Genomic DNA, 20,330 nt, shown 5'->3' with positions numbered 1-20,330 from the left:
CCCGTTAGGGATACAGGATATCCAGGATGAAAGGATTTACAGGATGTGATTTTGATATTTGTGGTGTAGTGTTTAGTAATTGACAATTGTATATGATATAATATTAGAGTTTTGTATATCTAGGAGAAACCAAAATGACATTTAAAGAAGAACTAGTTGCAGAAATTGAAACCATGACAGAAGAACAAATAGCAGAATTGCTAATGATGGTGAAAAACATGAAAACTAAAAAAGCAAAACCTCCTCAACGCCCAGGTTCAGGTAAATCAATTTTACGCCATGCTGGTAAATGGCAGGGTGATGATCTTAAAGATTGTTTACAAGCAGTTTATGATTCCCGTGGAGTAGCGGAATTTTAGTAAAATCAATAATTCAATTAATTAAATAATCTAAATATAGAGTTTTATGTATTTACTTGATACTAACCATTGTAGTGCTTTAATTTTTGGTGATTCTCTCATTATAGATCATGCGAAAAGTGCTGGAGAATCTAATTTAGCTATTTCGGTAGTAACTGTAGGAGAATTACTATATATGGCTGAAAATTCTCAAAAAATAGCAGATAATTTGCAGATTATAGAAGATTTTATAGCAGATATTTCTATTTATGATATAAATGATAGCGTCAGCCATATTTATGCAAAACTGAAAGCAAAAATTATGGATAAATTTGCACCAAAGGAAAGAAATAAACGCCAGAAAACAAAAATTACTGATTTGGGTATTGGTGAAAATGATTTATGGATTGCTGCTACTGCTATAGAAAATAATTTAATTGTAGTTTCTCGTGATAGCGATTTTCAAAAAATTAAACAAGCATGGGATTTTTCTTTAGAAAATTGGCATATAAATGAGTAAATAAAGAATTGTCTGATAGCGTAGCGTGGCGCAAGCCATATCAGGATTTCCAGGATTTAAGGATTTACAGGATGTAAGTGTTTTATTGTCTATAAAAAATAGAGATTTTGGGATGAAATTTAAAAAATAAATGTAAAGAATTTTATATTATCTGCTTTTATTAGTTGCCTATGAGAATAATGGTATTTTATAATCTTAAATATTCACCAATAATTTATCAATAACATCCTGTAAATCCTTAAATCCTGGAAATCCTAATTCATACAATGAAAATCCCAGTCAAATTACAAGAACTCATCCCACAACCAGAAGCAGCGATATTATCAATTAGTTCCCTCATGGGACAAAAATTAGCATTAGTTGATTGTACAAACATTGCTGAACTCACCCCCGAACAACTAAACCTAATTTTCACCCATATTCCCCCAACATGGGATTATCAAGAACTAACAGAAATCTTTAATCCAGAAACCTGTACAGAAACCTTTACAAATCAATTAATAGCATATATAGATCACCGTTTAGGACGCACACCGCAACCTTCTACAATTACCAATTACCAATCACCAATTCCCGATTCTCTCGATATATTTAACTTCCGTAATGAAATTATCGGCGACTATCGCCGCTATATAAAAAGCTTCTTAAAAATCCGTGATACTAAAGTTAGAGAATTCGTCAATCAAGAACTTGAAAAAGGACAACTGTGGACAAATCCCCTCGTCCAACTTAACCCCAAATATCGCCCTGGTGCTACAGTTACCGAATTAGTAAATAGCGGTATTTTACATCCTGAATGTACTCAATACTTTTCTAAAAACGGTAAACCCTTTCACTTCCACTATCACCAACAACAAGCATTTGAAACCGCCGAAAAACAAGAACCTTATGTATTAACAACAGGTACAGGTTCTGGGAAAAGTATGACTTATGTAGTCCCCATTTTTAACGACTTACTCCGTCATCCAGAAATTCAAGGAGTCAGGGCAATATTAGTATATCCCATGAACGCCCTGATTAACTCCCAAGAAGAAGAAATCAAGAAATTTCTCAATAACATTCCTAACACCCATATTCGTGTTGCTAAATACACCGGACAAGAAAGTTTAACCACAAAAACCGAAATTCAAAATAACCCACCCCACATATTATTAACTAACTATGTGATGCTGGAATTAATGCTTTCCCGCACCCATGAAGAAAAACTTGTTGCTTCTCCAGAATTAAAATTTTTAGTATTAGATGAACTCCATACCTATCGCGGTAGACAAGGTGCAGACGTAGCCATTTTAATTAGAAAACTTCGCCAACGTTGTGGACAAAAATTATTATGTATTGGGACAAGTGCTACCATGTCCACAGAAGGAACACGCACAGAACGCCGTCAAGTAGTAGCAGATGTTGCGAGTAAATTATTTGGTGTCGAAATTAAACCCCATAACGTCATAGACGAAACCTTAGAACGTTCTATAAAACTGACTGAACCGACGATAAAAGACCTGCGAGAAAGCATTGAACAAGGTTTACCACCAGAGACAGAACAAACATTAGAAAACTTCCAAAACCATCCCCTGAGTTACTGGATAGAAATGACCTTTGGTTTAGAAGATAAACAAGGTCATCTTGTCCGACGTACACCCATCACCCTAGAAGCAGGTGCAGAAAAATTAGCTGAAATTTACGTTCGTAGTTGTGCTTTAGCACAAAATTCTGAAAATGCGATATCAGAAAATGCGATAAATCAAATTAATAATTCAGAAAGTGCAATATCAGAAGATGCGATAAATCGCAACTACGAACTTGTAGAAAATCGTATTTACCAACTATGTTTAAATGTCCTCAAACAAATGTTTTTATGGGGAAGCACAACCAAAGGATTAGCATTTCGACTTCATCAATTTATCTCCCAAGGTGGTAGTGTTTACGCCACTATCGAAACTCCAGAAAAACGGTTTCTCACCTTAGAAGGACAATATACCACCACAGACAACCGTTTACTTTATCCCCTCGTCTTTTGTCGAGAATGCGGACATGATTATTATGTTGTTAATTACAACAACGACAAACAAATAGTCCTTCCACAACTGCCCACAGCATTAGATATGAGTCCCGAATATGCTGATATTCAAGCAGGTTATTTAACCTTAGATGAACCAGAACTTTGGGACTCTTATAAAGATGAAGAAAGACTTCCTGATTCTTGGTTTACCGAAACTAAAAATAAAGGAAGAGTTGCTAAAAAAGATTATGCTAAATTCATTCCCCAAAAATTACAAATTCTCCCCAACGGGAAAATTACAACCTCAGTTTTACAGGGAACAACCTGTTGGTTTATCCCTAGACCATTTCGTGTTTGTCTCAACTGTGGAGTTGTCCACGACGGTAACAAAAACGAATTTACCAAACTCTCCCGCCTCAGCAGTGAAGGACGCAGTACCGCTACAACCCTGCTGTGTTTATCCACTGTCAGCCGCCTCAAACAAGTTTTCACAGGCGAAAAAGCCCAAGCCGCCAAAATTCTCAGTTTCACCGATAACCGCCAAGATGCCTCATTACAAGCGGGACATTTTAACGATTTTGTGCAAACCAGTTTTTTACGTGCTGCTTTATTAGGTGCATTACAAACCAAAGGACAACTCACCCACAGCGAGTTAGTCAGCGAAGTTATCAAACAAATGGGACTAAAACAAGCAGCTTACGCCAAAGAAGTGGCAGAGTTTGGTAGAGGAAAACAGCGCAATGAAGAGGCATTTCGCAAACTCATAGAATATCGTCTTTATGAAGACTTGCGCCGGGGTTGGCGCATTGTCCAACCTAATTTAGAACAGTGCGGACTGCTGATCATCGAATATGATGGTTTACAGGATATCTGCGCGGAAACTGCCCTGTGGCAAAAACACCGTCACCCAGTCTTATTACAAGCTACCCCCCAGGAACGGTTTATTGCTACCCAAGCGTTATTAAATCATTTGCGGCGAGAATTAGCCGTTGATGCCAAATTAATCCAATTTGAACAAAAAGACTCCCTCCTCAGAGATGTTTTTCAAGCTATTAAAGAACCTTGGGTATTTGATGAAAATGAACAGTTGCATTTTGCAGAATGGGCAATCACAGACAGTAATACCAATAAAAAAGCGAAAGTAAAACTCACCAGCAGAAGTAAAATTGGTAGATTTTTACGTTCTCCCAAAGCTTGGTCACTCAGAAGTGAACTGTTAACAGAAGCAGAGTACAGTAATTTAATTGTTACCTTAATTAATGCCTTGTCAGATGCGGGTTATCTATGTCAGGATAACCCCGGAATTCAACTCAGAATTGATTCCCTAGTTTGGAAAGCTACCAAATTAAGCGAAATCCCCTCAGACCCCCTGGCATCTAAGCGGTTACAGGGTCAGGAAGATGCAAAAAGACCTGTTAACAGCTTCTTTCAAGAATTTTATCAAAGCAATGCCCAAAAAATTCAAACAATGGAAGGGCGAGAACATACAGGACAAGTCCGCACCCAAGCCCGTCAGGAACGGGAAGAAAGGTTTAGAAAGGGAGAATTAGCCAGCTTATTCTGTTCCCCGACAATGGAATTAGGAATTGATATTTCTGACCTCAGCGTTGTCCATTTGCGGAACGTTCCCCCCAGTCCAGCTAACTATGCCCAACGCAGTGGCCGGGCTGGACGCAGTGGACAGGAAGCATTAGTTATTACCTACGCGGCCATTGGTAGTGGACATGATCAATATTTCTTTAAACGTCAAGAACAGATGGTAGCTGGGGCTGTTGCACCACCCAAATTAGAATTAGCCAACCAAGATTTAGTGCAGTCTCACGTATATTCTATCTGGCTGGCACATACGGGAGTTTACTTAGATGACTCCATGAACAAAATTCTCGATTTGGATGTTGATGGTTATCCCCTCAAGGACAGCATTCGTCAACAATTAATACTGAGTCCTGGGAAATTAGCTGAATGTCTGCAAGCCACTCAATCAATACTTGCAGATACTTTCTGCCAAACTGATTTACAAAAAGCCTCTTGGTATTCTGTGAATTGGCTACAATTTACCATAGAGAATGCACTGAATACATTAAATAGAAAATGCGATCGCTGGCGGGAACTATACCGTGAAGCAGTGATCCAATTAGACAAAGCCCGCAACATCATAGACCGTCATGCTAGAGGCTATGTCAGCCAAGAAGAAAATGACATTGCCAAAGCCCAGGAACGAGAAGCATTAAGACAAAGAAGCTTATTAGTCGGACTCAACCAAGGTAAGAGTAATAGCGAATTTGAATTTTATCCCTACCGCTACTTTGCTGCTGAAGGATTTTTACCAGGGTTTAACTTCCCCCGCTTACCTGTGAGGGCATATATTCCAACTAATGATGGTGGTGAATTTATCTCCCGTCCTCGTGTTGTCGCTTTACGGGAATTTGCACCCAGTAATATTATTTACTATGAAGGTAGTAAATTCATGGTATCAAAAACCAAAATTCCTGTCGGCGGAATTGATAGCCAGTACCAACGAGTAAAATGTTGTTTTAACTGCGGTTATTTCCATACAGATAATTTGAGTCGTGATACTTGTGAAAACTGCGGTACACAGTTCAAACCAGATGCCTATCAAAATCTTTCTGAACTAAGTCGTGTTCTCGCAATGGATACCGCCCTCACCCGCAGAAGAGAAAGGATCACCTGCGACGAAGAAGAAAGACTTAAATACGGTTATAACATCACCACCCATTTCCGCTATGCCGCCCAAAAACAAGAATCTGCTACAGTTTTAGCAGCAGATCATACACCACTATTCAAATTAACCTATGGTAGTACAGCCACCTTATGGCGGATTAATCGGGGACTGAAGAAAAACACCGAAGAAAGAGGTTTTAAATTAGATATCAAAACAGGACTTTGGGGAGATTTAAAAACAAATTTATCACCAACAAACTTACCTCCAGAAACTTTACATACTGAAGTTAATTTAATGGTAGATGACACTTGTAATATTCTCGTCATTGAACCCTTGAGTGTTCCCCAAGACAATAAAGAAGCCTTTATTGCCACACTCCAATACATCCTAGAAACAGCAATTCAAGCAGTTTATAAATTAGAACCAGATGAACTAGATTCAGAACGATTAGGAGAAGGAAAATATCTTTTATTTTGGGAAGCATCAGAAGGTGGTGCAGGAGTTTTATCTCAATTACTCCAACAACCAAATGCTTTTCAAAAAATCGCCAATGCTGCATTAGATATCTGTCATTTTAAAACGCCTAAAGATAGCTGTGTCCAAGCTTGCTATGAATGCTTACTTTCCTACAGAAATCAATTTGACCATCCTTTGATTAATCGTCATCTGATTAAACCTTTACTCGATGATCTGCAAGCAAGTACAGTAGAGATATTAGGTGTATTCCGAGATGAAAAATATCAGGAACTATTCACACAAACAGATGCAAACTCTGATTTTGAACGAGAAGTTTTAAAAGAGATTTACCAACGGGGTTATAAACTACCTGATACAGCCCAGGAATTAATTACTGAAGCGAATTGTCAACCAGATTTTATTTATCATCAGGAGGTGATCGCTCTCTTTTGTGATGGTTCAGTTCATGATAGTCCTGAACAGAAAAAGCAAGACCAAATTGAGAGAGATAATCTGAGATACAATGCTGGATATCAGATATTAACCCTGCGCTATGATGAAAATTGGCGGGATAAATTGGAGGTTTTAGGGAGTTTATGAATTGATAATTGGTAATCCATTTAAATTAGTATAATACCAGTTTAATATAAAATTGTATACAATTAGATTTCCAGAAAAATAACCGCACATAAAGACGGATAAATTAATGGATTCAACGATTCTGTGCAGCATCACATAAAATTGGTATAAGTACCTGGGCAAAATTAATTTAACATTTTTGGAACAAACAAAAATCTCTGTATTCCTTATCTGTTCCCTGTTTCCTCTCCCAAATATAAAATTTATTTTGCACGACTACTTAATAGCTTAATATCCCAGATCAATCCATTCCCGTCCGGCTTTCTCAGGGGCTTCTGGACTGTAGTAAAGCTTGCGTTCTCCAAACACCTCACCACCAGCACTAATAGCCAAAATATCTGGATCATTAAGCCCCACACCAAGACATAATAGTTACAAATCAAAATCAAGGGTAAATGTTTCGCTATCAGCATCTTTGGGATTTTCCGGTGGTGATGGAGTTGAAGGAAGCTGGTCTTGTTGACTTTGGTTTGTAGCAATCGGGTTGAAAGCCGGGGTATGTGTAACTTGTGTAACTACTTGTTGCATAGGGAATGCACCCTTTTTGAAAGCAAAATAGCAATCAATGATAAAGTAAAGCGTCTCTAGGTAACTTTTATCTAGTTGCTGTGATTCGGCAAATATACGTTCTCGGTAGCTATCTTTAATCCGAACTTTTTCCGGTGTCATTGGCTTCGTTCCCATTCAAATTGGTTGATTCAAAATTCGCGCATCATTACCCCTCAAGCTCTAGCCAGGGGCGGTCAACAGGGCTACAGATTCTTGTTGATCATGGCTTTTGCCATCTCTAGCAATCCACAGGCATTAGCTTCTACGGGATTGTCCAGAATTTTGAACCCGTTCTTCTCCAATAGCTTCTTAAATCCAGGTAACAAGCAGCCTCCACCAATCGCCCAAATTTCATCCCCCTGGTGTTTGGCATCTAGTGTCAGGCTTACGGGTTTCTTTAAGAATTTTTCATACCAATCTTTCAAACAACTAGTGTAGATATCTTTAATATCAATGTCACGACTGTACTTGGTATGTCCCCTTTCCAAACAAAATCGAATCTGGGAGGCGTTGCCGATTTTCCCCCCGTTGAGACGTTTCATTTTTTCGGCAATGTCTTCGATGAGAACTTCTACACCTGCGGGGTAGGGAGTGTGAACTTCTCGCTTTCCCTGGTTGTAACGAGAATAGAGTGTGGTGCCATTCCCAAAATCTAGGACGGTGAGCTTGGGTGGAAGTTGATGCCCAAACAATGCACCCATTCCCTCTGGCACAACTTTAATTATTTCTAGGGTGACATCTGATTTTTTGCCGGCAAGTATTGGTTGATATTCTCCGTTGAGTTCTTGTTTTAAATTTTCTGCTAGTCCTATGTCATGTAAACTGACTACTAATTTTAAATGCCAAGCTTTACGATGTGGCAGATGTGCTAATCCACCAAATAACATCAACAGTGCATTTTTAATTTTGTTTTCGTTGTGGTCTGTGTTGCGGTCAAAATGATAACCTGTACGAAAAGCAGATTCTCCTACTGTGTAAGCTGCTCCATCGAAGACGATTCTTCCTGGTACATCTTCCATCTCGGCTGTGGAAATATAGCTGGGGATGCGAACGACTTCAAATCCATCGACGAAAAGTTTCAGGCTGCCGTAACCGTTATCAAATCCTGCTGGAAAAATTTTTTGTAAGGCGTGAATGTTGGGCATGGGGGTCAAGTGGGATACAAAAAATGGGTTGTAAAAAGATACCCTGAGTATCACCTATATATACCCTAGATAGGGGCTAAAATCTCAATTATTTTCTGATTTCTTGTTAGGGTATATATACCACCTATATAGCCCCTACCTATACCCCAAATTAATTTAATTCAGCGAAATGCACCCTAAGTAACACCTATGCAGGATATATTTAGGTGTTACTTAGGGGTCAAAAGAAATAAATACAAGTCTCTAATTTCTTTTTGGGGTATACTTAACCCCCATAAAACACCTACTTGCAGCCCACATTAGTTTTAGTTAGTAATTTATAGTGGTTTTGTGAATATTTGCACACTATTTAAAAAGGATTAATGAAATCACTCACCATTCACGGCAATCACTTTCTCAACTTCTGCTAATTTTTGCTGTAATAGAGAGCGCATTTCTTGAAGTTGTTTACTACTAGCTCTGGTGAGCAAATCTTCAGAAATTCCATTAACTTTTTGAAGTATGGTTTTTATTTCCTTTAACTCTTGTTTCTGTGACTTCAAATATTTAGTCTTAATGTTTCTAATGAGTTCACGAGTTTCTGCTACTGTCAGATTTTTCTTTAAAACTTCATCTGTGGCCGCCATCCGTTCAGAGGCTGCTTGATTTTCTGATATGTCTAGTGTCTTGGCAGAGAGCGTTGCCAACGCTAAAGCATGAGCGCCTTTTAGACCCTGTTCTCGAATTGCTTGTTTTAAATCTGGAACCAGGTACAGCATCGGCATGAGATTAGCTTTCACCGAACTCGGATTTAATCCTAACTCTAGCAACACTTGTAGTAGACTCTGTTCTCTACCTGTAATCCCCAATAGTTCTAAGCCTTGCTGTTGTTCATCGGCGTTTACAGCTGTTAACTTTGCTAGTTCTTTACTCTTGCCATCTCTCTCTACTCTTTTAATCACCGTGCCTAACATTGTGGCAACTTCATCCATTTCCAAATCAGCCGACTTAATTACTTCTTTAAATACTGCTTCTGCTTTATCTAAAGGATTCAAATCTTCAAAGCCAAGAAAAGTTAGTAATGCCGATTGATCTAAGTCGTTAGGCATTGCCGCTATGACTGCACGAATAGTTGACCAACCCAGCAATTTAGCTGCTTCAGTCCGGAGTTGTCCATCTAGTAAGGTGTAACGACCATTACCCTGTGGGACGAGAATTACTGCTGAAATTTGTCCATGTTTTTTTAGCAACCGTGCTTTCGCTTGTATAAGTTCTGGGGTAATTGTTTGCCGAGGCTGATCAGGATTAGGATCGATGAGAGCTAAATCAATTTGTGCTTCTCCTGATTGGTTTTGCAGCTGTTCTCGAAGTTCTTGCAATTCATTTTCTAAATCTGGAGATTGGGCGGCTCTCAATCTTTCTATCTCGGCTTGCAGTTCAGCCACTTTTTGCTCTTGCTCTGTTTTTTGTATTGCGCCGCTAAATTTGTTAGCAATTTTAGGCAATGCCACGATTATTTGTTCTCCTGAATTAAAGCTGCTAAATCATCTGTAATTTGTTGAAAATCTCTACAGGCAGGATGTTTGGGACGGTATTTTTGTAAAGGTAAGCCGTGAGCGCTGGCATTTTTAAATTCGTTTGAGTTGCGAACTTTAGGATAAAGCTTTAAATGTAAATGTTCGGTAATCTCTGGCAATTGCTCTAAATATTGTCTGTGCATTGCCACGGTATCATCATACATACTTGGCACAAATCCCAAGATGGGTGGGCGAGGTTCTAAATGTAACTCATCACCTGTAGAAATACACCACTCTACTAATTCTGCTGAACCAGAAATGGCTTTCATTTCCAATTGCACGGGAACTAATATATGGGTTGAGGCAGCTAAAGCATTAACATTTAACATTCCTAAAGTAGCCGGACAATCCAAAATTACTAGATTGTGGGGCAAAGGGTATTTTTTTAAGCGATCGCTTAGTGTGTACTCTCCTCGTTTGCGGATAACTAATTCATTGGCTATTTCCGCTAAAAGTGGATGTCCCTGACAAACTTGAGTTTTTGATTGTTCCCAAACCGAAATTAAATCCCAATCTCCTTGGAAATCTTTTGATAATACCTTAACTAAAGTGGTTGATACTTCAGCCGGAGGCAATCCACAAAATACATCCAAAGAACGTTGTGGATCTAAGTCGATGATTGCGACATCAAAGCCCAGCCGACTCATTTCATAGGCAATGTGTACGCTCAGTGTGGTTTTGCCTACACCACCGGCATTAGCTATAAGTGAAAGAACTATCTGCTTCATAAGGTGATTTTTTCTGTCGGATTTTAAAATCCGACATGGAAATAGGGAAAATGTACATTGTTATAACAAAGTGCTGTACAGTCGGTCATAGCTGCGTTGAGAGCAGAGTGTGAGCAGCAGTTCAATTTAGTTATTGCTGCAAGGCTTTGAGATATCGACATCGGCTATGAAATCACCATCCTTTGATGTCGGATTTTAAAATACTACATCTGTCATGATGAAGAAAACCATTATGATGATTAGAACACAATTTATAGCAAATTGCTGTAAAGCTCTGCGGGCATAACTGTAGTTAGAGCGATTCCTAGGTCGCGCTGTACGCGATCGCTTGGCGTTTAGCCCGTAAAAACCTTTGCTTCCAAGCTTTCAGGAATTAACAATGTCCTAATCTCCTTGTCAGTTGCTATAGAAGAAGTAGATAACTAAAACCCATAATTCCTCTCATAACCGAAAAGGCAGGAAACGGGCTTGTTTATAAAGACCAATCACCCTAATTATTTCCAAATTTCATGATCATCAATAACTGGTTTGATGCAGCTAGGCTAGGAATGTTTATTCATTGGGGACACAGTTCCCAACAAGGATGTGAGTTATCTTGGCCGTTAGTAGGGGGTGTCTTCAGTCTTCCTTTTTGCCAAAATATTCCAGTTGAAAAATATCACTCCACATCTGATACTTTTAATCCTCAGGAATACAAACCTGAAGAATGGGCATATTTAGCCAAAAGTTTAGGGATGCAATATGCGGTATTAACAGCCAAGCATCATGATGGGTTTGCTCTCTTCCATACCCAGGAATCAGAGTTTTCAATTGCATCTGCACCATACAAAAAAGATATTGTTCGGGAATTTATCGACGCTATGCGCTCTGAGGGATTGCGTATTGGACTTTATTTTTCCCTCAGTGATTGGCATCATCCTGACTATCCGGCTTTCACAGAAGCAGATAAACCTTATCGTTTTGACCAACTGCCTCAACCCACACAGCAACAATGGGAGCGATATATCCAGTTTCTGTTCAATCAAATAAAAGAATTACTGACTAACTATGGTCAGATTGACATTATTTGGTTTGATGGTAGTTGGGAAAGGACTCCAGAGCAATGGCAAGCTGAAAAATTGGCAAAAATGATTCGTGATTTACAACCTGATATTCTGATTAACGATCGCCTCCCAAATTGTGGAGACTTTGCAACTCCTGAGCAGTTTATTCCTCCCCAACCTCCGGCTCATCTTTGGGAAACCTGTCTGACTATTAACGAGAGTTGGGGACATAACTCAGATGATTGCAAGTTTAAATCCTCCCGTCAATTGATTCATACATTGTGCGAAGTCGCTGCTAAAGGAGGCAAACTCTTACTGAATATCAGTCCAATGGGCAATGGACAAATTCCACCTGAGCAGTTGGAACGTCTCCAAGATATCGCTGAATGGATGTCTCGCAATTCTGAAAGTATCCTCGATACAACACCAGGATTAGAACCGTGGCAATTTTATGGGACTTCAACTCGTCAGGGCAATCACCTTTATTTGCACCTGTTAATGAAGCCCTATGAAACAATATCGGTTAGAGGTGTACCAATTAAACAAATAAAATCGGTATATGTTCTTGCCGACAGTACACCACTGGACTTTACAAGTCGCTGTGCAATTATGGATTCTATTCTCAATCCCAATCCTGTGGGAGAATTAACTATTTATGTTCCTGAATCAGTCATTGATCCCTACGTGACAGTGATTTGTATTGATATTGAATCTTGAGTAACATCATATTAAATAGGGCTTGCTGTTCGCGGAGCGTGCCGTTAGGCATATAAAGCTAAAACCTTTGATTAATAAGAGTTTCGCGGATTTTTATTACAAAAAAGTGCAAGGTTTTGGCTTATGGTGTCTCAAAACAGTTGCATTTTTCCCTGTAGGATATGGGAAATTGAAGATATCCAGATAGCTGAAACTGTTAAGAGTTCCCTACCCTCACAAACAACTTTTATGGCTTACGCCACGCTACGCTATCAGCAAACCCTAAATATCTCTTATGTTTTTAAGCTTGACACAGCACGTTTGGTTTTGACAATTTTTGCGTAATTGTATTTTTACCCTTCGCTCTATGCTCAGAGTCAGCAAGTTCAGTAAGGGGTTATCAAATATCACGTAAACCCCCTGGGAGATTGGAAGCCCTGTGGCTTCAGAGCGGGGTTGCTGACACCATTTTATCATTGCTAAAATTGGGAAATATCAAACAACGACAACTGCCCCACAGAAACATTACCCTTACCTCCGCGATGGTAACTAAGGTGACACGCAGAGCATAAAGGTATCAAATTTTCGGGTCTATTATCAGAAGGGTTCCTATTCCAGTGGTGAACCTGTAAATTATATGCTCGTGGTTTAGTAGTGTTAGGTTTCTGACCAGGACGTAAGCAAACACGACCGCATTTTTGACAGCACCAATCAGATTTTTCCTTGATGGTTTTGGCTAGTTCTTTCCAGTGCTTGGGGTAGTCACTCATGATAACTAACTATTGAAGCCGGACGAGAATATTATCTCAGAAAATCATGAATTTTGTCTGATTACTTACATACGGACAACACTAAGTAGATTCGGTTCGTGTTATAAGATCCAAATATGTTGGGTTTGGTAAAATGGCTAAAACTCAATAAAAATACCGGATTGAATCAACTTTACATACCGTTACATGATTTGATCCAGCCAACTTACTTAGCGAGTGATAGCGTACAGCGCGACCTAGGAATCGCTTCCGTGTTGCGTTAGGGGGTTCAGCCTCTTTTATTTCCTTAACCAAGCAGTATTGAATCCCATCATTGAATAATTCTTTTCCACTGCTTCCACAGATTTTTGATACTAAAAGGAGTGTTGTTTTGTGGTGAACCAAAACCAACAGCTATCGCTGCATTGAATGGATAAATTAATGGAATTAATGCCGCGATTATGCTCCAAACTCTTCCTACTTTTCTGACCACAAATTCTTTTCCATTTCAATTTACCCAACAGCAGCAAAAAGCCTTAGATAAAATGTGGACTTTTATACAACCAACTGTCACAGCTGCTTTATTTCTGCTCGTAGGATTTGCTGGAACCGGGAAGTCAACTATAATTTTCCAACTCGTTAAAGTTCTGGTGGCGACAGGTAAACGAGTTGTCCTGACTGCACCTACTAATAAAGCTGTAGGTGTACTGCGACGCATGGCGGCAGAAAATGGGGTAACTGGTGTGGAATTCTTCACCATTCACCAATTACTAGGACTAGGAATGGTGACTAGAGGTAAAGAGAAAATACTTGACCAAATAGGACCCTGTTACATCAACTTATTTGATGTTGTCTTTATTGATGAATGTTCCATGATTGGAAAACAACTATGGCGCTGGATTGAAAATGTGGCTAATCAATCATCTACCTGGACAAAAATCAAAATTATTCTCATGGGCGACCCTGCCCAATTAAATCCAGTTAATGAAGGAAAATCTCCTAGTTTTCAAGTAGCAAATAAAGCAGTATTGACTCAAGTTGTCCGCCAAGGAATTGATAGTCCGTTGCTGGAGTTTGTCACGGCTTCTCGCTATGCAGTGACTAAAAGTAAACTGCCATTTGCACCATTTTCTAAATATCTACCTGATAAAAGTAACGGGGCGCTGATGGTTAAACGTCAAACTTTACTACGGTATGCCTACAAAAAGATATCTCAAAAATTTGCTCATAATCCAGATTGTTTCCGTATTTTATCTTGGACAAATGCTCAAGTTGACTTTTATAATCAGCAGATTCGTACATATTTGTATGGGAAGAATGCCAACCGATTTATCTCTGGAGAACGATTAATTACTAAAGACCCAATCATGGCTCCTGATGGAAAAACTGCGATTCTTTCCACATCTACAGAATTTACTGTTTTAGATGTGTTTGGAGACCGTTATAACAACTATGATAGTTGGAGATTGAAAGTAGAAACAGATGAAGGAATTGTCCGTCAAATCTACGTTCTACATGAAGATGAAGAAAAGCGATTTCACCAAGAAACGCAACGCTTGCTCAAAATTGCCAAACGTAATCCCTTTCTCTGGAAGCAATATTATAAACATTTAGAGCAGTTTGCTAATATCAGAAACTGTTTTGCATTAACTGTTCATAATAGTCAAGGTAGCACTTTCTTGGAAGCGGGTATTGATGGTCAAGATTTGAGTAAGCGGCTGAATCGAGAACGCGGAGATGATAGTAAAGCAGTCCTAGCTAAAATTAAGGAGTTTAATCGGTTGTATTATGTTTCTAGTTCACGGGCTAGACAAAGAATTTTGGTAATCCGGTGATGTCCACAGTTAACGAATAATTGAATTCAAACCATTTCGGTTCTTCGGTTCTTTTTATGGAAAACCCGGTTCAAAATCATTGAAAGCCTTATTGTGTAGGCATTTTATTGAAAATATGGGCATAATTGTTTATAAACCTTGCCCTGTAAGGGTTTTGTTATAATCAATCCTCAATCACCATAAAAAGAACGCAAGAGCCACCATTTCTTGTATTTTGTATTGGCCATCTATTTTTACATTTTGTTTCTTTATAGCCATCTGTTGTAATTATTTTGCAAATTGGTATCATTTATATCAAAATTACAATTTTGGAATAAGCAATGAATTGACAAGGTTATTAAGCTGTTACGCCTACAAGTTACATTTTAATTTGGGAATTTGAGAGAATTAATCTTCTGTTTGTTCGGGTTTTTGCCCTAAATATTCATTTGAGATATTCATCCATTCCTCATGAGAAATTGCTTCAATCTCTTGCTTACGTTGCTGCACGTTGCGATTATCATTGTCAGTGCGGTCGCCACTTCCAGGCATTTTCAGTTTTTTAGCCAGTTGGCGAATGTTAATTTGTTGCTGTACTGTGTTACGCCAGTTTTCTCGATTGATTAAATCTAGCTTTTGACAAATACTGGGAATAAAACGAGTATCAAAATTCTCAACTCCTACGTTTTCCCAACGTTTAGATGCGTTGCAATAGCCTGTTTGACAAAGTACCCACTTATCTCGATTTGGGTTGTATTTCGGCATGATTAACTGAACTAAATGGCAAGACACTAAACCAGAATCTTGGCAACAGAAACATCGCCACTGGGGATAAAAAATTTCCCCCTCTTTATTTTCCTCTTCAGGCCGCAAAGGAATTGGTTCAAATTGGGGTAAGTCATCAATCATTGTTGACCCCATATTAAGTCATTAGTATCTGCCCATTTGAAAAATTCTCGTCGTTCTTTTTCTTCTTGACGGTTCTCAGCATAAAAACCAAATTGTCCAAGAGAGCGAATTTTTTCGATCCACTCATGGCGATAGGGGTGGTTCTCCCATTTTTGCTGCTGAATTTCAGGAATCTTACCCTGTATTTTCATCCATTCCGCTGATATTTCCTGCCAGTGCGCCTCTACCCACTTGTAGGGAAGCTCTGGGGGATGAGGGAGTCTTTTGGCTTTTTCCAAACCAAACTTTAAAAAACTCTCTCTCTCGCTATCTGAGAGAGAGTCTGTATAGTCTGAAAGAGTCTGTATAGTCTTAGGAGAGTTAGAATCCTTGCTCTGAGAGGGTTTTGGGCGTTGTTTTTCGCATTTTTGAGAATCTTGTCTCATTTCTGAGACAGTTGTCTCATTTTTGAGACTACTTTCGCATTTTTGAGAATCTTGTCTCATTTCTGAGACAGTTGTCTCATTTTTGAGACTGGATACACCTTTGAGATTGCGAATACTGAAGCCTTTATCTTGAAAGTCAAATAATTCAAGCTCTTGGAATTTGGCGATCGCTCTATAGTATGTAGCTTTGCTGACTTTGCACTCTGTCATTACTCCTAATGTGTCAATATCCTCATAAGCATCACCCCAAGGCTCAATTTCAATGAGGTAGCTCCATATCCTCCATTCGGCAGCAGTTAGTTTTGCTTGGCGGAGAACTTTGGCAACTTCGGGAGTCACAGGATAAAATCTGCCTTTAATATTCATCCTCTACCTCTCAAATGTGAACCAAACAGATAATTCTGGGCAGCTAGATGGAAAGAGCGCCGCTTTTTCTGGTATGCATACACCAAATAAATGAATATGCTTGTGATGCTCTGGTACAGACAAGATTGCTTTGGTGGTGTGAGTTCCCAGTAGTCTCTCGACCATTCTTGATAGTGGAGAGGGTAGAAGCCACCCTGTAATTTTGAGATTCCCTGTGTCATAATCTATTGGATAAATTTCTATCTATGCTTGCCCCCGTTCAGCTAAACAGGAGCTTGTTTTTACGTAGTCATTGCTAAGAAACAAAAAATGCCTAATGGCAACTGATGCTTATTTGTTCATGTTGATCTACCATTGAATTGGAATTTACTAATCTGTGAATTAGCCTATCGCTGTATAAAGTAACGGTCAATTAGCCAATCAGCTAATTTTAGTAATGAAAGTTAACAATTCTGTCTCGGCTATTTCTTACCCAGTGTCCCCCCTGTCCCAGTCCTTCGATGCGACGATAAAGCGGTATAGGATCAGTGCCAAACGGTTGTCTGGCGAAACCAAGGTCTCAGAAAATCACATTTCCGAGTTTCGGCGGGGAAAATGCGACGTTAGCACTACCACCCTGTCAAAGTTGCTGGATGGTATGGAAGTTTTAGCTCCTGGTTCCAAACAATTCTTTTATCAACTGGTGTTAGATCAAGAAAATCAGTCATCTACATCCTTCAAGCGATCGCTCGTTGAAGTAATTCAAACTGCGGATGAGGATGAACTATTAGATGCAATGTCTGAAATTACCAATCGTTTTCGTTCTCTCCGTAGCTTCACAGATGTTCCTTCTGCCCAATCTTTGATGAATGTAAATAATTGCGCTTGATATCTTGATTTACAGATTTAGATTTACATAGAAAATATTAATCTAGGCATAACAATTTAAATCAAGCTTAAATTTATTGAAAATTTTAATTGTTTAGGCAGACCAAACCGAGAAAAAAGAAAAAGCTTTACCAAAACGAATCGCGTAAAAATTTGCTGTTTTAAAACTTAAAGAGTAAAAATAAGTAGGGTTCTTCAATTATTTTTATGGAAACCTTGGTTAAAAATCATTGAAAGCCTTATCGTGTGGGCATTTTCATTCAAAACTTCAGCATAATCCTTTGTAAAGCTTGCAGGACAAGGGTTCTGTCATAATCAATCCTCAATTTCCATAAATCTATCCCACTAATATGATTTGCGGTAAAAATCTTCATTTGGTTGTAAATAAAGAACGAAAAATTAAGCTTTTACAGCACATCTGAGTTAAAAAAATATGCATTTTTGGATTAGTGGGATAAGTTCATAAAAGTGACGCAAGAGCCATAAATAGCCAATAAATTTGCTAAACTTACCTGATACACTACTATTTTTGTACTTGTAATTAGTGCTGTATCAAGGCTGTTTTATTCTAAATTTTAAAATTTTAGGCATTTACGAGAATGCGTCATTTTATGCTTCATGGATTCTATCTCTCAGCGGCTGAGAATACCTAAATCTATAATGAAATAACCCTAGTGGTGGATACTTTTATTTCTGCTACCGCAGTCATCTTTCTAGTAATGACGCAAACAGAGATAAATGATTATGACTCAAACAGCACCAAGACAAAAGATAAAGACTGTAAAGCAGACAAAACAAACAAGTGTTGCTAATCCTGAAATAGACAATGAAGTATCAACAGATATCACAAAAATACCTGGACTTAAAAAGAAGAAATCTACATCTGCAAACTCTGATACTCCAACTGAAACCATCGAAAAGAAGCGGAATAAGCAAAAAAAGTCTAAATCAAAGTTAAACCCTCCAATACCCAGAGAATTAGGCATGGAGGTAATATGTGAACAAGCTAAATTTTACGATGCCCTCTTTTTAGTGAATTGTGCTACCCCAGCTAAACCTAGTCATCCTATTCTTGCCAATGTCCTCATAATTGCAGATGTGGAAACACAACAGATACATCTAACTGTCACAGATCTAGCATTAACAATTCAGGCAAGTTTTGCTGCCCAAGTGTTATTAAAGGGTGAAATTACTGTACCAGTGCAAATTTTATTGGAGATAGTCAAGCATTGCCCTAATGGTACTATTTCTCTGAATAGTCAAACTCAAATTACTCAATTTACTGATGACGATAAGCAACAAACTCAAATTACTCAATCTACTGATGATGATAAGCAAACAAAAATCTGCTCTCTATGCTTATCTGATGCTGATGGTAAGTATGAAATTAGAGGCATTAGTGCTGAAGAATTCCCACCTACTAACATAATTGATGCTACTCCTATGTCTTTAGCAACAACAATTTTCAAAGATGGTTTAAAAGGTGTACTTTATGCGGTCAGCACTGATGAAAATAAATATATATTGACTGGAGTTCATCTACAACTGACACAGGAGAAATTAAAGTTTATTGGTACTGATGGTCATCGAGTTGCTATTACTGAACTTTCCACTCAAGGAATTGGCAGAAAACCTCGTCAACAAGTTTCATCTCAACAAGTTCAATCTCAACAAGTGCCATCTGAGGAAATTATGCAATTTACTCTGCCTGGTCGTGTAGTGAGAGAAATAGCCCGTAACTTAAATGATGATGTGAAATCTATTAATCTGCTGTATGATACTCAAAGTAATCGCTTGGGTTTTGCTTGGCAAGATGTCGTTCTTAGCTGTCAAGTTGTGGAAGGAATTTATCCTGATTGTGAGCAGTTATTAACTAAATTCAGCTTTGAGAAAGAAGTAATTTTAGAAAAAGCACCGTTAGTTAAAGCACTGGAACGGTTATCTGTGTTAACAGATAAGAAAGAGAAGGGAATTTATTTGCAGTTTGATGGCAGTTTACAACAGTTACGGTTATCTATTGAACGAGAATTTGGCAAAGGTGATCAGGTGATTGTTGCTAATTTACCAACAGAAATGATGTTGAATATTCAGTTTAATCTCAAGTATTTAATTGAAGCTGCTAAAGCTATTCCTAGTTCAAGTATCAAAATGCACTTGCAGCAATCAGATTATCCGGCTATGTTAGTTCCTGATGGAGATAAACTAAATCCAGAAGTGGAAATGTCTATGCGTCATTTCTTACTACCGTTGTATATTCCAAAAACATCATAATTGTGAATTTGTGGCTGTAAATCCGACAAATTAGCTGAGGTTTAGAGGGAAAAATAATGATAGCGGTTGCCATGATTTTGCCACCAAAACTATCAATAGTGGTGTTGGTGTAGGCAATCGCATAAAATACCCATTGATAACCAAATTCTAAAGGTTTTATGGGCGTATTTTTGACTAATTATGATTAATAAACTCCTGCTGATTAAAACTCCTGCTAATTAATTTTCGCACTCCCAAAAGCTGCCACTAATTCATGACTTTCTCCATTTTTACGAAAACCTAAATCATAACCGTTAGCCTTACGGATAACATATTCAGCATTAGTTGTACTATCCCTATAACCACGGACATTGGTATTCTGTTCAACTTGATAACCTAATTCTTGCAAAACTTGATGCAGCACTTCACCGGTTTTAATTTGCAGTTTGATAGTTGTAAAATGAAAATAAAAAATTAACTTTTACAACCATCAAATAAAAATCCTGTAAATCCTAGAATCCTGGATATCGTGATTCTGATAAAATCATTCAAGAAAAATCCTGTAAATCCGATAATCCTGGATATCGTGATTCTGACA

General features: G+C 38.4%; 16 protein-coding genes. 7 read left to right on the top strand and 9 right to left on the bottom strand.

Features of this window, described 5'->3' with window-relative positions; all coding sequences use genetic code 11:
* The first annotated feature begins 134 nt into the window (after positions 1 to 134).
* The 3 genes from ANA7108_RS0100445 to ANA7108_RS0100435 all read left to right on the top strand — a co-directional run bounded on the left by ANA7108_RS0100445 (position 135) and on the right by ANA7108_RS0100435 (position 6,596).
* Positions 135 to 359, top strand: coding sequence for a hypothetical protein (locus tag ANA7108_RS0100445; protein ID WP_016948778.1), 225 nt, complete (start codon positions 135 to 137; stop codon positions 357 to 359).
* 46 nt (positions 360 to 405) lie between these two features.
* Positions 406 to 858 (top strand): type II toxin-antitoxin system VapC family toxin, encoded by a 453-nt coding sequence (locus ANA7108_RS0100440; RefSeq protein WP_016948777.1) that lies wholly within the window; start codon positions 406 to 408, stop codon positions 856 to 858.
* A 266-nt stretch (positions 859 to 1,124) separates the two neighbouring features.
* A complete protein-coding gene (locus ANA7108_RS0100435; protein WP_016948776.1) occupies positions 1,125 to 6,596 on the top strand; it encodes a DEAD/DEAH box helicase in 5,472 nt (1,823 codons plus the stop codon).
* A 267-nt stretch (positions 6,597 to 6,863) separates the two neighbouring features.
* Here the strand turns inward: ANA7108_RS0100435 and ANA7108_RS31145 are convergent, their stop codons facing one another.
* From ANA7108_RS31145 to ANA7108_RS0100410, 5 genes are all read right to left on the bottom strand, one after another.
* Positions 6,864 to 6,992, bottom strand: coding sequence for a hypothetical protein (locus ANA7108_RS31145; protein WP_016948775.1), 129 nt, complete (start codon positions 6,990 to 6,992; stop codon positions 6,864 to 6,866).
* Between the two features lie 15 nt (positions 6,993 to 7,007).
* A complete protein-coding gene (locus tag ANA7108_RS0100425; RefSeq protein WP_016948774.1) occupies positions 7,008 to 7,304 on the bottom strand; it encodes a hypothetical protein in 297 nt (98 codons plus the stop codon).
* Positions 7,305 to 7,387: 83 nt separating this feature from the next.
* Positions 7,388 to 8,329, bottom strand: a complete 942-nt coding sequence (locus ANA7108_RS0100420) for a ParM/StbA family protein (protein WP_016948773.1) — start codon at positions 8,327 to 8,329, stop codon at positions 7,388 to 7,390.
* A gap of 368 nt (positions 8,330 to 8,697) precedes the next feature.
* Positions 8,698 to 9,819, bottom strand: coding sequence for a ParB N-terminal domain-containing protein (locus ANA7108_RS0100415; RefSeq protein WP_016948772.1), 1,122 nt, complete (start codon positions 9,817 to 9,819; stop codon positions 8,698 to 8,700).
* Positions 9,820 to 9,821: 2 nt separating this feature from the next.
* Positions 9,822 to 10,613 (bottom strand): ParA family protein, encoded by a 792-nt coding sequence (locus ANA7108_RS0100410; protein ID WP_016948771.1) that lies wholly within the window; start codon positions 10,611 to 10,613, stop codon positions 9,822 to 9,824.
* Between the two features lie 509 nt (positions 10,614 to 11,122).
* Here ANA7108_RS0100410 and ANA7108_RS0100405 point away from each other — a divergent pair.
* On the top strand, positions 11,123 to 12,373 hold the full coding sequence (locus tag ANA7108_RS0100405; RefSeq protein WP_016948770.1) for an alpha-L-fucosidase: 1,251 nt from the start codon (positions 11,123 to 11,125) through the stop codon (positions 12,371 to 12,373).
* Positions 12,374 to 12,831: 458 nt separating this feature from the next.
* On the opposite strand, the gene ANA7108_RS28385 is transcribed toward ANA7108_RS0100405, so the two are convergent.
* Positions 12,832 to 13,122, bottom strand: a complete 291-nt coding sequence (locus ANA7108_RS28385) for an HNH endonuclease (RefSeq protein ID WP_016948769.1) — start codon at positions 13,120 to 13,122, stop codon at positions 12,832 to 12,834.
* A 440-nt stretch (positions 13,123 to 13,562) separates the two neighbouring features.
* Here ANA7108_RS28385 and ANA7108_RS0100400 point away from each other — a divergent pair, with 440 nt between their 5' ends.
* Positions 13,563 to 14,936 (top strand): ATP-dependent RecD-like DNA helicase, encoded by a 1,374-nt coding sequence (locus ANA7108_RS0100400; protein WP_016948768.1) that lies wholly within the window; start codon positions 13,563 to 13,565, stop codon positions 14,934 to 14,936.
* A gap of 387 nt (positions 14,937 to 15,323) precedes the next feature.
* On the opposite strand, the gene ANA7108_RS26520 is transcribed toward ANA7108_RS0100400, so the two are convergent.
* Together ANA7108_RS26520 and ANA7108_RS30415 are read right to left on the bottom strand one after the other, a co-directional pair.
* The gene (locus tag ANA7108_RS26520) at positions 15,324 to 15,824 is read right to left on the bottom strand and encodes a hypothetical protein (protein ID WP_016948767.1); all 501 of its coding nucleotides are present in this window, start codon (positions 15,822 to 15,824) and stop codon (positions 15,324 to 15,326) included.
* Positions 15,821 to 16,615, bottom strand: coding sequence for a hypothetical protein (locus ANA7108_RS30415; RefSeq protein ID WP_016948766.1), 795 nt, complete (start codon positions 16,613 to 16,615; stop codon positions 15,821 to 15,823). Before ANA7108_RS30415 ends, ANA7108_RS26520 begins: the two co-directional genes overlap by 4 nt.
* Before the next feature lie 436 nt (positions 16,616 to 17,051).
* Between ANA7108_RS30415 and ANA7108_RS28375 the strand changes: the two genes are divergently transcribed.
* A complete protein-coding gene (locus ANA7108_RS28375) occupies positions 17,052 to 17,483 on the top strand; it encodes a helix-turn-helix transcriptional regulator (protein ID WP_084776853.1) in 432 nt (143 codons plus the stop codon).
* A gap of 743 nt (positions 17,484 to 18,226) precedes the next feature.
* The gene (gene dnaN / locus ANA7108_RS0100375; protein ID WP_144052327.1) at positions 18,227 to 19,753 is read left to right on the top strand and encodes a DNA polymerase III subunit beta; all 1,527 of its coding nucleotides are present in this window, start codon (positions 18,227 to 18,229) and stop codon (positions 19,751 to 19,753) included.
* Between the two features lie 214 nt (positions 19,754 to 19,967).
* Here the strand turns inward: dnaN and ANA7108_RS26515 are convergent, their stop codons facing one another.
* Entirely contained in the window at positions 19,968 to 20,156 is a 189-nt protein-coding gene (locus ANA7108_RS26515; protein WP_016948763.1) for a DUF1257 domain-containing protein, read from the bottom strand.
* Positions 20,157 to 20,330 lie beyond the last annotated feature (174 nt).

This window comes from Anabaena sp. PCC 7108, assembly GCF_000332135.1.
Lineage (GTDB): Bacteria > Cyanobacteriota > Cyanobacteriia > Cyanobacteriales > Nostocaceae > Anabaena.
Note: the sequence above shows the minus strand (reverse complement) of the source record. Positions and strands in the feature narration are given on the sequence as shown.